Source organism: Streptomyces sp. C10-9-1, assembly GCF_024497955.1.
In the GTDB taxonomy this organism is placed as follows: Bacteria; Actinomycetota; Actinomycetes; order Streptomycetales; family Streptomycetaceae; genus Streptomyces; species Streptomyces sanyensis.
In genome coordinates this window covers 366,107-379,981 of record NZ_JANHKP010000003.1, presented here as the reverse complement: position 1 = coordinate 379,981, position 13,875 = coordinate 366,107, and the positions used below count along the sequence as shown (strand labels likewise).

Genomic DNA, 13,875 nt, shown 5'->3' with positions numbered 1-13,875 from the left:
CGGTGAGTCGGTTCATGCGCAGTGGTGGTGCGGCGGCGGCGGTCGTGATCCTGGCGGGTCTGCTGGCGGGGTGCTCGGGTGGAGAGGAGAAGGCCGTCCCGGAGTTGCCCGAGCGGATCTGCTGGGAGGCGTTCGCCAGTGCTGACGTGGTCCCGATCCTGCCGTCGGGGGACAAGGCCACTCTGTGGGCCAGGCCGTTCGTGCTGACCGAGGAGCACGATGCTAGGACGTGCTCTGTCTCCATCGACGGCGTGACGAAGTTCCTGGCGACCGCCATGCTGCTGGGCTCCGAGGAACAGGTGGACTGGGACCCGGTGGAGAAGGCGGATCCGCAGCCCATCGGTGTGGGGACGAAGGGCATCATCTGGGATGCCGGTGCCGCCACCTACTACACCTGCGAGCCTCCAACGGGCTCGACGGCACGGGGGAGGTACGTAGACCTGTTCATCACCACGGACGGTGTCCCCGACAAGGACCGGTTGCCGGAGGTCCTGCCGGGTCTGCTGGAGGACTTCATCACCTTCACCCGCGATGAACTGGAATGCGAGTCCGACGTGCCAGGCTGAGTCCTCCTTGATGGAGCGGTCGGGGCGAACGGGCGAACCGGATGCCCCACAGGGGAGATCCCTTCTCCGTGATCCATCCGGGCGAGCCAGGGCCGGACCATCATGGGCCGGCCGGAAGCGGTCTGCATGCGTACGGCGTCGGTGCCGGTGGTCCGCGTCTAGGGCGACGCAGGAGAAGCTGTCCACCGCCCCGAACCGATCGAAGTTCCACGTAGAACCAGAGGGCGCAGGTACGTCTCTAGCTGCCACCAGCGTGAGTACAAGGCAAGGTCTTCTGGCATCCACTCGCCTACAGTGCCTGATCGATGGCTGCTCTTGTGCCTAGAGAAAATCGCTGCCACGTGCTGCGGGCCCGCATCTGCCTGCATCCCCTCGCTCTGGTGCTGAACTGTGGCGAGGTGTGCCGTCCGTCTGCACGTTCCGCCGTGGTTTTCGGGAGAGGTGGCTTCGACGCGCAGCAGACATGCGTGAGTCCGTCGCTGATCGCCCACCCCGTCTATCGCAGGTCTATCGCGATCAGTGCGAACCAACGACGAAGAGCGGGACCCAGTGAGACTGGCTCCCGCTCTTCGTGCTTGGCATCTGCGCTGGTCAACCGCATCATCGTGCTGGCTGAAGCGAAGTGCCCCCGGCAGGATTCGAACCTGCGCACACGGCTCCGGAGGCCGTTGCTCTATCCCCTGAGCTACGGGGGCGTGCGCCTCGCTGCTGCGCGGCGACGGGTAGAACACTACCAGCTCCCGGAGGCTGTCCGTGACGGGATATGTGGAGGGCGCGACGGTCCTGTTGGCGCAGGCCCGGAGGGCCGGCGGAGGGAAGGCGATCATGGACCGGGGCGGTGCCGGGGCCGGTGCACCCGTGCGCCCCCGGAGCGCCGTCCCGACCCCCGCAAGGGGCGGAAGTCGGGAAAACCCGGACGCGGCCGCGTCCGCGGACCTACTCTCGAGTTGTGTCCGGCGCGCCCCGCCGAGTGCTGGTTGTCGACGACAACCGGGTGATTCGGCAGCTGATCAGGGTCAACCTCGAACTGGAGGGCTTCGAGGTCGTGACCGCGGCCGACGGTGCCGAGTGCCTGGAGGTCGTCCACCGGGTCCGGCCGGACGCCGTCACGCTCGACGTCGTCATGCCCCGCCTCGACGGCCTGCGGACCGCCGCCCGGCTGCGGGCGGATCCGCGGACCGCGCGGTTGCCCCTGGCCATCATCAGCGCCTGTACCCCCTACGAGGTGGAGAGCGGCCTGGCCGCCGGTGTGGACGCCTTCCTCGCCAAACCGTTCGAGCCCGCCGAGCTGGTGCGCGTGGTCCGCCGCCTGGTGAGGGAGCCCGAGGGCTCCGAGGACGAGGCGGACGGGGGCGGCGGCGACCGGCCCGGCGGTATCGGCCGCGGGGAGCCTCCGCTCCCCGCCCCTCCCCGTCCGGCCGCGCAGGCCGGTCCGGGCGGGGTTCCCGACCGGACGGGCGCCGGCGGGCGCTCGCTCGGCTGAGGCGCAGGCCGGAGGGCGCACAGCCCCGGGCGCAGCGCTCCGAGGGTGTCGCCGTGCTCGGTGCGAAGGCCCGGGGGCGCACGGACGGGGCACGCGCGGCGCCGTGCCCCGGGGCGCCGGGCCAGGCGCCACGCCTCGAAGCCGCGGGGCGCACGCGCCGAGGCACCCGGCCCGACGCCGCCCCCACAGCCCCGGGCGAGCACCCACCACACCGCCGGCCCCCACCGCACCCTGCGAGGCCCCCGCTCCACCGCACCGGCGAGCCCCCCGGCACAGGCCCGCCGGTGGCCCGGCCCCCGCCCGCCTGCCCGCATGGCGAAACCGGTTCGCGAAGGGCCCCCCTGTCTCCCATACGCTTGTCCCCGTGACCCCCGCCGAGCTCTCCCGTACCGTCCGGCACGCCGTGTGCCGCGCGGTCGAGGACGGTGCGCTGCGCGTGGCCGTGCCGGAGACCGTGCAGGTCGAGCGCCCCCGCCCCGGTGGCCGGGGCCACTGGGCCAGCAACGTCGCCCTGCGCCTCGCCCGCGAGGCGGGCCGCAGCGCCGCCGAGGTCGCCGGGATCCTCGGCCGCCACTTGGAGCAGGCCCCCGGCATCGCACGGGTCGAGGTCACCGGCCCCGGCTTCCTCAACCTCACCCTCGCGGACGGATCCCAGCAGACGCTGGTCCGCAGTGTGCTCGCCCAGGGCCCCGCCTACGGCCTGCCGTCGGCCGCCGAGCCCCGTGCGCACGACGGCGAGCTGCGCGAGCGGGTGTGGGGCGAGACCCTGGCGCGGATGGGCGCCCGCCCCGCTCCCGGCGAGCGCCTCGGCGTCGTGCCCGCCCCGGACCAGGAGCTGGCCGCCCGTCTCGGCGCCGACGCGGCCCGCTGGGCGCTGCTGGCCGCCGCCGCTCACGACCGGCCGCGCACCCAGGGGCTGCTGGTGCAGCACGAGCGCAACCCCCTCTTCCGCGTGCGGTACGCGCACGCCCGCGCCCATGCCCTCACCCGCGGTGCGCGGGCGCTCGGCTTCGCGGCCGAGCCCGTCGCCCCCGTCGACGCCCCCGCCCTCACCTCGGCGGTGGCGGACCACCCGGCCGCCGTCGCGGACGCCGCGCGGCTGCGCGCGCCCGACCGGCTCGCCCGGCATCTGGAGACGGTCGCCGACGCCCTGCTCTCCTTCCAGCACACCGTGCTCCCCGTGGGCGACGAGAAACCCTCGGCCGCCCACCGCTCCCGGCTGGCCCTCGCCGAGGCCGCCGGTGCGGTGCTGGCCGGCGGCCTGTCCCTGTTCGGCATCAGCGCACCCCTACACCTGTGAGATGTGAGAGACAGATGAGCCGATCCGCACACCCCGCCGGGCCCCGCCATGCCGACGTGCTGCCCGAGGGCCACTACACCGCCCCCCCGGCCGATCTGAACGCGCTGGACGCGAAGGTCTGGTCGCGCACCGTGGCGCGCAACGCCGACGGGGTGGCCACCGTCGGGGGGATCGAGGTCACCGCACTGGCCGAGGAGTTCGGCACCCCGGCGTACTTCCTGGACGAGGCGGACTTCCGCGCCCGCTGCCGGGCCTGGCACGACGCCTTCGGCGGCGGCGCGGACGTGTTCTACGCGGGCAAGGCCTTCCTCAGCCGCGCGGTGGTGCGCTGGCTGACGGAGGAGGGCCTCAACCTGGATGTGTGCTCCGGCGGTGAGCTCGCCACGGCGCTGGACGCGGGCATGCCCGCCGAGCGCATCGCCTTCCACGGCAACAACAAGTCGGAGGAGGAGATCCGCCGTGCGGTCGGGGCCGGTGTCGGCCGGATCGTGCTGGACTCCTTCCAGGAGATCGTGCGGGTGGCGCACGTCGCGCAGAGCCTGGGCCTGCGCCAGCGGGTGCAGATCCGGGTGACGGTGGGGGTCGAGGCGCACACCCACGAGTTCATCGCCACCGCGCACGAGGACCAGAAGTTCGGTCTCGCCCTGGCCGGGGGCCAGGCGGCCGAGGCGGTGCGCCGGGCGCTGCGGCTCGACGGCCTCGAACTGGTCGGCATCCACTCGCACATCGGCTCGCAGATCTTCGACATGGCGGGCTTCGAGGTCTCGGCCCGCCGCGTGGTGCAGCTGCTGGCCCAGGTGCGCGACGAGCACGGCGTCGAGCTGCCCGAGATCGACCTCGGCGGTGGCCTCGGTATCGCGTACACCTCCGGGGATGACCCGCGCGAGCCGCACGAGATCGCCAAGGCGCTGAGCGAGATCGTGTCCCGCGAGTGCGAGGCGGCCGGGCTGCGTACCCCGCGGATCTCCGTGGAGCCGGGCCGGGCCATCGTGGGCCCGACGGCCTTCACGCTCTACGAGGTGGGCACGGTCAAGCCGCTGGAGGGCCTGCGCACCTACGTCAGCGTGGACGGCGGCATGTCGGACAACATCCGCACCGCGCTCTACGACGCGGAGTACAGCGTGGCGCTGGTCTCGCGCACCAGCGACGCCGAGCCGATGCTGAGCCGGGTGGTCGGCAAGCACTGCGAGAGCGGCGACATCGTCGTGCGGGACGCGTTCCTGCCGGCCGACCTGGCCCCGGGCGACCTGGTCGCGGTGCCCGCGACCGGCGCCTACTGCCGGTCGATGGCCAGCAACTACAACCACGCGCTGCGCCCGCCCGTGGTCGCGGTGGCCGACGGTGCGGCGCGGGTCATCGTGCGGCGCGAGACGGAGGAGGATCTTCTGCGTCTCGATGTCGGATAGCTGAGATAGTTGTCTCGTATGTCGGACGGGGGATAGAAACTCCGGTCCGGTGGGTGAGACTGGTCCAACCGTAGAAGTAAAGGAAACGAGGTCGGATGATGCGTACGCGTCCGCTGAAGGTGGCGCTGCTGGGCTGTGGTGTGGTCGGCTCAGAGGTGGCGCGCATCATGACGACGCACGCCGACGACCTCGCCGCGCGGATCGGCGCCCCGGTGGAGCTCGCCGGGGTCGCCGTCCGCCGCCCCCAGAAGGTCCGCGAGGGCATCCCCGCGGAGCTGGTCACCACCGACGCGACGGCCCTGGTCAAACGCGGGGACGTCGACGTCGTCGTCGAGGTCATCGGCGGCATCGAGCCCGCCCGCACCCTGATCACCACCGCCTTCGAGCACGGCGCCTCGGTCGTCTCGGCCAACAAGGCCCTCCTCGCGGAGGACGGCGCCACCCTCTACGCGGCCGCCGAGCGCCACGGGCGGGACCTGTACTTCGAGGCGGCCGTCGCCGGGGCCATCCCGCTGATCCGCCCCCTGCGCGAGTCCCTCGCGGGCGACAAGGTCAACCGGGTGCTCGGCATCGTCAACGGCACGACCAACTTCATCCTCGACAAGATGGAGCGCACCGGGGCCGGCTACACCGAGGCGCTCGACGAGGCCACCGCCCTCGGCTACGCGGAGGCCGACCCGACCGCCGACGTCGAGGGCTTCGACGCCGCCGCCAAGGCCGCGATCCTCGCCGGGATCGCCTTCCACACCCGCGTACGGCTGGACGACGTCCACCGCGAGGGCCTGACCGAGGTCACCGCCGCGGACATGGCCTCCGCCCAGCGCATGGGCTGCACGGTGAAGCTGCTCGCGATCTGCGAGCGCGCCGCGGACGGCCGGTCGGTCACCGCCCGTGTGCACCCCGCGATGATCCCGCTCAGCCATCCGCTGGCCTCCGTCCGCGAGGCGTACAACGCGGTCTTCGTCGAGGCGGAGGCCGCGGGCCGGCTGATGTTCTACGGGCCCGGCGCGGGCGGTGCGCCGACCGCGTCGGCGGTGCTCGGCGACCTGGTCGCCGTGTGCCGCAACAAGCTCGCCGAGGCAACGGGGCCCGGCGAGTCCGCCTACACCCAGCTGCCGGTGTCGCCGATGGGCGAGGTGGTCACGCGGTACCACATCAGCCTCGACGTGGCCGACAAGCCGGGCGTGCTCGCCCAGGTCGCCACGGTCTTCGCCGAGCACGGCGTGTCGATCGACACGGTCCGGCAGCAGGGCAAGGACGGCGAGGCCTCCCTCGTCGTCGTCACCCACCGCGCGCCCGACGCCGCCCTCTCGGGGACGGTCGAGGCGCTGCGCAAGCTCGACACCGTGCGCGGTGTCGCCAGCATCATGCGTGTTGAAGGGGAGTAAGGGACCCATGACCACCAACGGAACCCACCAGTGGCGCGGCATCATCGAGGAGTACCGGGACCGCCTTCCGGTCACGGACACGACGCCGGTCGTCACGCTCCGTGAGGGTGGTACGCCGCTCGTCCCGGCCCAGGTCCTCTCCGAGCGCACGGGCTGCGAGGTGCACCTGAAGGTCGAGGGGGCCAACCCCACCGGGTCCTTCAAGGACCGCGGCATGACCATGGCCATCACCCGGGCCAAGGAGGGGGGCGCCAAGGCCGTCATCTGCGCCTCCACCGGGAACACCTCCGCCTCCGCCGCCGCGTACGCGGTGCGCGCCGGGATGGTCTGCGCGGTGCTGGTGCCCCGCGGCAAGATCGCGATGGGCAAGATGGGCCAGGCGCTCGTCTACGGCTCCCGCATCCTCCAGGTCGACGGCAACTTCGACGACTGCCTGGACCTCGCCCGCGGCCTCTCCGAGAACTACCCGGTCGCCCTGGTCAACTCGGTGAACCCGTACCGCATCGAGGGGCAGAAGACTGCCTCCTTCGAGATCGTCGACGCCCTGGGCGACGCCCCCGACATCCACGTGCTGCCCGTCGGCAACGCCGGCAACATCACGGCGTACTGGAAGGGCTACCGGGAGTACGCGCGGCCCGCGGCGGACGGCGCGCTTCCCGCCGTCTCCACCCGGACGCCGCGGATGTGGGGCTTCCAGGCGTCCGGCTCCGCGCCGCTGGTCCGCGGCGAGGTCGTCAAGGACCCCTCGACGATCGCCACGGCCATCCGGATCGGCAACCCGGCTTCCTGGGCGCAGGCGCTCGCCGCGCGCGAGGAGTCGGGCGGCTTCATCGACGAGGTGACGGACCGTGAGATCCTGCGTGCCTACCGCCTTCTGGCGTCCCAGGAGGGCGTGTTCGTCGAGCCCGCATCGGCGGCGTCCGTGGCGGGCCTGCTGAAGGCCGCCGAGCAGGGCAAGGTCGACCCCGGCCAGCAGATCGTCTGCACGGTCACCGGCAACGGCCTCAAGGACCCGGACTGGGCGGTCGCGGGTGCGCCGCAGCCCGTCACCGTCCCGGTGGACGCCGCCGCCGCCGCGGAGCGCCTGGGTCTCGCCTGACGGCGGGCCGCGGTGCGCCGTGCCCCGCCCGGGGCGGCGCACCGCGGATCTCCGGCGCCGGGGCGGCGGAGAACGGCTCAAAAGCCGCTTGCAAAGCCCCCGTTGCCCCCTGGAGCGTTGCGGTCGGGGAAGCGCAACCACCGCGGCGTTCCCGGTCGGGGCACACAGGGCGGACGACACGCATCGTGCGCCTCCCGTGCGCCCTGTGTCGCAGGTGAACCTTCCTTCGATAGGCTGTACCCGACCCCGTCCCACCGCAGGTGCCGTGGTGATGTCGCCGTCCAGGCCCGGGTGTTCGTCCCCTCGAAAATCTCGTACATCTCGCAGTTCAGAACCAAGGAGTGTCGTCGAGCGATGGCCGGTCCCGCGTTCCGCGCCGCCGCCGTCCGGGTGCGCGTCCCCGCCACCAGCGCCAATCTCGGTCCGGGCTTCGACGCCCTCGGACTGTCGCTCGGCCTGTACGACGACGTGGTCGTCCGGGTCGCGGATTCCGGCCTGCACATCGACATCGCGGGCGAGGGTGCCGACACCCTGCCGCGCGACGAGAACCATCTGCTGGTGCGCTCCCTGCGCACCGCGTTCGACCTGCTCGGGGGGCAGCCCCGCGGCCTGGAGGTCGTCTGCGCCAACCGCATCCCGCACGGACGCGGCCTCGGCTCCTCGTCGGCGGCCATCTGCGCCGGCATCGTCGCCGCCCGGGCCGTCACCATAGGGGGCGACGCCCGCCTGGACGACACCGCGCTGCTGGAACTCGCCACCGAGATCGAGGGCCACCCCGACAACGTGGCCGCCTGCCTGCTCGGGGGCTTCACCCTCGCCTGGAGCGAGGCCGCGGGCACCCGGGCCATCAGGATGGACCCCTCGGATTCCGTCGTTCCGGTGGTTTTCGTCCCGGCGAGGCCCGTGCTCACCGAGACGGCCCGCGGGCTGCTGCCCAAGACCGTGCCGCATGTGGACGCCGCCGCCAACGCGGGCCGTGCCGCCCTGCTCGTCGAGGCGATGACCAGGCGCCCCGAGCTGCTGCTGGCCGCGACCGAGGACCGGCTGCACCAGGAATACCGCGCCCCGGCCATGCCCGAGAGCATGGCCCTGGTCCACCGCCTGCGCGCCGACGGCATCCCCGCGGTGATCTCGGGTGCGGGGCCGACGGTCCTGGCGCTGCCCGACAGCGGGGCGGCGGACAAGGTCGCCCGGCTGGCGGGCGAGGAGTGGGCGGCCAACCGGCTCCCCTTCGACGCCGCGGGGGCGAGCGTTCTGCCGCTGGCCACGCAGTGACACACGATTGCCGGTGCGAGAGAGGGGGAATGTTTGTTGGAGCCGGTAGTGTTAACCTCAAGTCTGCAACCGTCGTCGAAGCGGCGCGGTGCTGCGAGTCCCGTCACGGGACCACCCTTCTTCCGGGAGCCTCCCACACTGCCTGAGCAGCCTGCCTGAGCAGTTTCGAGCACGCTCCGGAACCGGCACGACACCCCTCGCTCCCCCGGGAAGCGGGTCGGGCAGGGGGACCTCGAGCCGGACCCTGCACGTCTTTGCATGTATATCTTCCGCCGTTGGTCCGCACCGGCGGGATCACCGCTCCGACGCGGTCGGCACCCCAGACCGCAGCCGGACAGCACAACCGGTCGCCGAGCCAGAAGGCCGACGTCCGCTCCAGGGAAGGACCCTTCGTGAGCGACACCACCGATCTGATGGGCGTCACTGCCGACAACAGTGTCGACACCGCCGCGCCCGCCGAAGGTGCTGCCTCCGGCACCACCACACGGCGCCGCCGTTCCGGCACCGGCCTTGAGGGCATGGTCCTGGCCGAGCTGCAGCAGGTGGCGTCCGGCCTCGGCATCAGGGGCACCGCGCGGATGCGCAAGAGCCAGCTGATCGAGGTCATCAAGGAGGCGCAGGCCGCCTCCGGGGCCTCCCCGTCGAAGCCCGCCGAGGCGGGCGCCGGCGAGGCCCCCGCCAAGCCGAAGCGCCGCGCCACCTCCAAGGCCCGCACCGCCGAGGACGAGGCCGCCTCCGGCGCCGACAAGCCCGCCAAGGCCGCCAAGGCCGAGAAGGGCGAGGCCGCGGAGAAGGCCGTCGCCCAGCAGCAGATCGAGATCCCGGGCCAGCCGGCCAGCGACGACCAGCCGGCCGGTGAGCGCCGCCGTCGCCGCGCCACCGCGCAGGCGGGCAGCCCCGAGGCCGGCGGCGACGTCCGCACCGAGGTGCGCACCGAGACGCAGACCGACACCAGGCCCGAGGCCGGCGGCGGCCAGGACGGCGAGGCCCGCCAGGGCCGCCAGGACCGCGGCGGGCGCCGCGACCGCCAGCGCGGCCGGGGCAAGGGCGACGACCAGCAGGGCGGCGGCCAGCGCCAGCAGCGCCAGGGCGGCCAGCAGGGCGGCGGGGCGCAGGACGACTTCGACGACGACGGCACCGGCCGCCGGGGCCGCCGCGGGCGCTACCGCGACCGCCGGGGCCGCCGCGGCCGCGACGACTTCGCCGGCGGCGAGCCGCAGGTGTCCGAGGACGACGTGCTGATCCCCGTCGCGGGCATCCTCGACATCCTCGACAACTACGCGTTCATCCGGACCTCCGGCTACCTGCCCGGCCCGAACGACGTGTACGTCTCCCTCGCGCAGGTCCGCAAGAACGGCCTGCGCAAGGGCGACCACGTCACCGGCGCGGTGCGCCAGCCCAAGGAGGGCGAGCGCCGCGAGAAGTTCAACGCCCTGGTGCGCCTGGACTCCGTCAACGGCATGGCCCCCGAGTCCGGTCGCGGACGCCCCGAGTTCAACAAGCTGACCCCGCTCTACCCGCAGGACCGGCTCCGCCTGGAGACCGACCCGGGCGTGGTGACCACGCGGATCATCGACCTGGTGTCGCCGATCGGCAAGGGGCAGCGCGGTCTGATCGTGGCCCCGCCGAAGACCGGCAAGACCATGATCATGCAGGCGATCGCCAACGCGATCACCCACAACAACCCCGAGTGCCACCTGATGGTCGTCCTCGTCGACGAGCGTCCGGAAGAGGTCACCGACATGCAGCGGTCGGTCAAGGGCGAGGTCATCTCCTCGACCTTCGACCGCCCCGCCGAGGACCACACCACCGTCGCCGAGCTGGCCATCGAGCGCGCCAAGCGCCTCGTCGAGCTGGGCCACGACGTGGTCGTCCTGCTGGACTCGATCACCCGCCTCGGCCGTGCCTACAACCTCGCGGCCCCGGCCTCCGGGCGCATCCTCTCCGGTGGTGTCGACTCGACCGCGCTCTACCCGCCGAAGCGCTTCTTCGGCGCCGCGCGCAACATCGAGGACGGCGGCTCGCTGACCATCCTGGCCACCGCGCTGGTCGACACCGGCTCGCGCATGGACGAGGTGATCTTCGAGGAGTTCAAGGGCACCGGCAACATGGAGCTCAAGCTCGACCGGAAGCTCGCCGACAAGCGCATCTTCCCCGCGGTGGACGTCGACGCGTCCGGCACCCGCAAGGAGGAGATCCTGCTCGGCAGCGACGAGCTCGCGATCACCTGGAAGCTGCGCCGCGTGCTGCACGCGCTCGACCAGCAGCAGGCGATCGAGCTGCTGCTCGACAAGCTGAAGCAGACCAAGTCCAACGGCGAGTTCCTGCTCCAGATCCAGAAGACCACTCCGTCCGCCGGCAACGGCAACGACTGAGGGTCCCCCGCCCCGCCGGGGCCCTCCCACGGGCCCCCGGCGGATCCGGCCCCCCTGTGCCCACCGCGCCCCGCGCGGTGGGCACAGCGCGTTCTCAGGGCGCTCTCAGACACCCGTGCCACGCTGAGGGGGATGCCGCACGCCCCGCGGGGTACCCGGCACATCGCCGGGCGCACGGGCGGCGCGCTCCCACCCGGCACCCGCCGAGTCCGGCACAGCCCGACGGCCCCGGCCGCACCGCGCGGCGGGCCCAGGAGAGCCGAGGAGAGCATGTCCGAGCAGAGCAGTCAGGGCCGCGGCGACGGCGGCCCGGAGGGCGCCATAGGCGACACCGGCGAGCGCCGGAGACACCACGGGACGGCCCGCCGCATCGGCCTGGCAGCGGCCTGGACCACGGCCGCCGCCCTGCTGGTCGCGGGTTCCGGCCTGGCCTACGCGTACTTCACGCTCCAGGGCAGCATCGACGGCGTCGACATCGACCAGGCCCTCGGCACCGAGCGTCCCAAGAACCTCGACGACGGCTCGATGGACATCCTGGTGCTCGGCTCGGACTCCCGCGCCGGCGACAACGGCGCCTACGGCCGGGACGGGGGCGCCGCCCGCTCCGACACCGCCATGGTCGTCCACGTCCACACCGGCCGCACCGCCGCCTCGGTGGTGTCCATCCCCCGCGACACCCTGGTCGAGCGCCCCGACTGCACCCGCGCCGACGGCACCGAGGCCCCCGGCGCCGCGCGGGCCATGTTCAACACCGCCTACGAGACGGGCGGCCCGGCCTGTGCGGTCAAGACCGTCGAGGCGATGTCCGGCATCCGCATGGACCACTACCTGGAGGTCGACTTCACCGGCTTCACGGAGCTGGTCGACGCGCTCGGCGGGGTGGAGATCACCACCACCGAGCCCCTCCGCGACGCCGACAGCCGCCTCGACCTGGAGCCGGGGACCCACACCCTGGACGGCGAGCAGTCCCTCGCCCTGGTGCGCACCCGCAAGGGCGTCGGCGACGGCAGCGACCTCGGCCGCATCGAGCTCCAGCAGGCCTTCGTCCGGGCCTTCGTCGACCAGGTGCGGGACGTCGGCGTGCTCGGCAACCCCAAGCGGCTGCTGGACCTGGCGGGCACCGCTGCCCGCGCGGTCACACCGGACTCCGGCCTCGACTCGGTGAACGAGCTGGTGGGCTTCGCACGCGGGCTCGGCGACCTGGGCGCCGACGACGTGTCCCTGGTGACCCTGCCGGTCCGCTACGACCCGGTCGACCCCAACCGCGTCGTCCCCGTGGAACCCGGGGCCACCGAGGTCTGGCGGGCGCTGAAGCAGGACCGCCCGATCCCCGGATCCGCCCTCCGGGACTCCGCGGCCGACCGCGGCCAGGCCGCGGCGGTGGTGGCCGCCGGAGGCTGAGCCCCCTGCGGGCAGGAGGGGGGAATACCGGGGCGGCCACCCCGGTTTTGGGAGATACGGCCGGTCCTGGCAGACTGGTACGTCGGCTCCGGTTCACGCACCCGCATCCCGCCCGTGCGACCCGGCGCCCTCCGGAAACGAGGAGACACCTTGAAGCGCGACATCCACCCCGAGTACGTCGAGACCCAGGTCAGCTGCACCTGCGGCGCGTCGTTCACCACCCGCAGCACCATCGGCGGCGGCAGCATCCGTGCCGAGGTCTGCTCCGAGTGCCACCCGTTCTACACGGGCAAGCAGAAGATCCTCGACACCGGTGGCCGTGTGGCCCGCTTCGAGGCCCGCTTCGGCAAGGCTGCCGGCTCCGCCAAGAAGTAGCGAGCCACTGCGCCGGTCCTCGGCCGCCCCGGTCCACGGGCGGCCGGGACCGGCGTTTTGTCCGTTCCGAGCAGCCACCCCACGTGTAGAGACCAGGAGCCCGACCATGTTCGAAGCGGTCGAGGAACTGATCGGCGAGCACGCCGATCTGGAGACCAAGCTCGCCGATCCCTCGGTCCACTCCGACCAGGCGAACGCCCGTCGGCTGAGCAAGCGCTACGCCGAGCTCACGCCGATCGTCGGCACCTACCGCTCCTGGAAGCAGACCGGTGAGGACATCGACACCGCGCGCGAACTCGCCGCCGACGACCCCGACTTCGCCGCCGAGGTGAAGGAGCTGGAGGCCCGGCGCGAGGAGCTCACCGAGAAGCTGAGGCTGCTGCTCGTGCCCCGGGACCCCAGCGACGACAAGGACGTCATCCTGGAGGTCAAGGCCGGGGCCGGCGGGGACGAGTCGGCCCTGTTCGCCGGCGACCTGCTGCGGATGTACCTGCGCTACGCCGAGCGCGTCGGCTGGAAGACCGAGATCATCGACGCCACCGAGTCCGAGCTGGGCGGCTACAAGGACGTCCAGGTCGCCGTGAAGGCCCGCGGCGAGACCGAGCCGGGCCAGGGCGTCTGGGCGCGGATGAAGTACGAGGGCGGCGTGCACCGCGTGCAGCGGGTGCCGGCCACCGAGTCCCAGGGCCGCATCCACACCTCCGCCGCCGGTGTGCTGGTCACCCCCGAGGCCGAGGAGGTCGACGTCGAGATCCACGCCAACGACCTGCGGATCGACGTCTACCGCTCCTCCGGACCGGGCGGCCAGTCCGTCAACACCACCGACTCCGCCGTGCGCATCACCCACCTGCCCACCGGTATCGTCGCCTCCTGCCAGAACGAGAAGAGCCAGCTCCAGAACAAGGAGCAGGCCCTGCGCATCCTCCGCTCCCGGCTGCTCGCCGCGGCGCAGGAGGAGGCCGAGAGCAAGGCCGCCGACGCGCGGCGCAGCCAGGTGCGCACCGTGGACCGCTCGGAGAAGATCCGGACGTACAACTTCCCCGAGAACCGGATCTCCGACCACCGGGTGGGCTTCAAGGCCTACAACCTGGACCAGGTCCTCGACGGCGACCTCGACGCGGTGATCCAGGCGTGCGTGGACGCCGACTCGGCCGCCAAGCTCGCCGCCGCGCAGTAGTCCGCCCGCCGCCCCACCGCCCGACACCCA

11 protein-coding genes and 1 tRNA gene are annotated in these 13,875 nt (G+C 72.9%); 11 read left to right on the top strand and 1 reads right to left on the bottom strand.

Annotated elements, in window-relative coordinates:
* Positions 1-2 precede the first annotated feature (2 nt).
* Entirely contained in the window at positions 3-566 is a 564-nt protein-coding gene (locus tag NPS70_RS06250; RefSeq protein ID WP_256522997.1) for a hypothetical protein, read from the top strand.
* A 623-nt stretch (positions 567-1,189) separates the two neighbouring features.
* Here NPS70_RS06250 and NPS70_RS06245 read toward each other — a convergent pair.
* Positions 1,190-1,261: transfer RNA gene (locus NPS70_RS06245), tRNA-Arg, on the bottom strand.
* Positions 1,262-1,515: 254 nt separating this feature from the next.
* Between NPS70_RS06245 and NPS70_RS06240 the strand changes: the two genes are divergently transcribed.
* From NPS70_RS06240 to prfA, 10 genes are all read left to right on the top strand, one after another.
* Positions 1,516-2,049 (top strand): PleD family two-component system response regulator, encoded by a 534-nt coding sequence (locus NPS70_RS06240; protein ID WP_256522996.1) that lies wholly within the window; start codon positions 1,516-1,518, stop codon positions 2,047-2,049.
* A 364-nt stretch (positions 2,050-2,413) separates the two neighbouring features.
* Positions 2,414-3,349, top strand: coding sequence for an ArgS-related anticodon-binding protein NrtL (gene nrtL / locus NPS70_RS06235; RefSeq protein ID WP_256522995.1), 936 nt, complete (start codon positions 2,414-2,416; stop codon positions 3,347-3,349).
* Positions 3,350-3,363: 14 nt separating this feature from the next.
* Positions 3,364-4,755 (top strand): diaminopimelate decarboxylase, encoded by a 1,392-nt coding sequence (gene lysA, locus NPS70_RS06230; RefSeq protein ID WP_256522994.1) that lies wholly within the window; start codon positions 3,364-3,366, stop codon positions 4,753-4,755.
* Positions 4,756-4,850: 95 nt separating this feature from the next.
* Complete coding sequence (locus NPS70_RS06225; protein WP_256522993.1) at positions 4,851-6,143, top strand: homoserine dehydrogenase; 1,293 nt, start codon at positions 4,851-4,853, stop codon at positions 6,141-6,143.
* 7 nt (positions 6,144-6,150) lie between these two features.
* Complete coding sequence (thrC, locus tag NPS70_RS06220) at positions 6,151-7,242, top strand: threonine synthase (protein ID WP_256522992.1); 1,092 nt, start codon at positions 6,151-6,153, stop codon at positions 7,240-7,242.
* 354 nt (positions 7,243-7,596) lie between these two features.
* Positions 7,597-8,517, top strand: coding sequence for a homoserine kinase (gene thrB, locus NPS70_RS06215; protein ID WP_256522991.1), 921 nt, complete (start codon positions 7,597-7,599; stop codon positions 8,515-8,517).
* A 392-nt stretch (positions 8,518-8,909) separates the two neighbouring features.
* Positions 8,910-10,892 (top strand): transcription termination factor Rho, encoded by a 1,983-nt coding sequence (gene rho, locus NPS70_RS06210; protein WP_256522990.1) that lies wholly within the window; start codon positions 8,910-8,912, stop codon positions 10,890-10,892.
* Between the two features lie 270 nt (positions 10,893-11,162).
* Complete coding sequence (locus tag NPS70_RS06205; protein ID WP_256522989.1) at positions 11,163-12,293, top strand: LCP family protein; 1,131 nt, start codon at positions 11,163-11,165, stop codon at positions 12,291-12,293.
* Between the two features lie 150 nt (positions 12,294-12,443).
* The gene (gene rpmE, locus NPS70_RS06200) at positions 12,444-12,668 is read left to right on the top strand and encodes a 50S ribosomal protein L31 (protein WP_256522988.1); all 225 of its coding nucleotides are present in this window, start codon (positions 12,444-12,446) and stop codon (positions 12,666-12,668) included.
* Between the two features lie 106 nt (positions 12,669-12,774).
* Entirely contained in the window at positions 12,775-13,845 is a 1,071-nt protein-coding gene (gene prfA, locus NPS70_RS06195; protein ID WP_256522987.1) for a peptide chain release factor 1, read from the top strand.
* Positions 13,846-13,875: the final 30 nt, after the last annotated feature.

Bases quoted from the DNA above. Each gene is read 5' to 3' on its own strand.
- thrC (WP_256522992.1), top strand. From the start codon at position 6,151: ATGACCACCAACGGAACCCACCAGTGGCGCGGCATCATCGAGGAGTAC.
- NPS70_RS06225 (WP_256522993.1), top strand. From the start codon at position 4,851: ATGATGCGTACGCGTCCGCTGAAGGTGGCGCTGCTGGGCTGTGGTGTG.
- prfA (WP_256522987.1), top strand. From the start codon at position 12,775: ATGTTCGAAGCGGTCGAGGAACTGATCGGCGAGCACGCCGATCTGGAG.
- lysA (WP_256522994.1), top strand. From the start codon at position 3,364: ATGAGCCGATCCGCACACCCCGCCGGGCCCCGCCATGCCGACGTGCTG.
- thrB (WP_256522991.1), top strand. From the start codon at position 7,597: ATGGCCGGTCCCGCGTTCCGCGCCGCCGCCGTCCGGGTGCGCGTCCCC.
- NPS70_RS06205 (WP_256522989.1), top strand. From the start codon at position 11,163: ATGTCCGAGCAGAGCAGTCAGGGCCGCGGCGACGGCGGCCCGGAGGGC.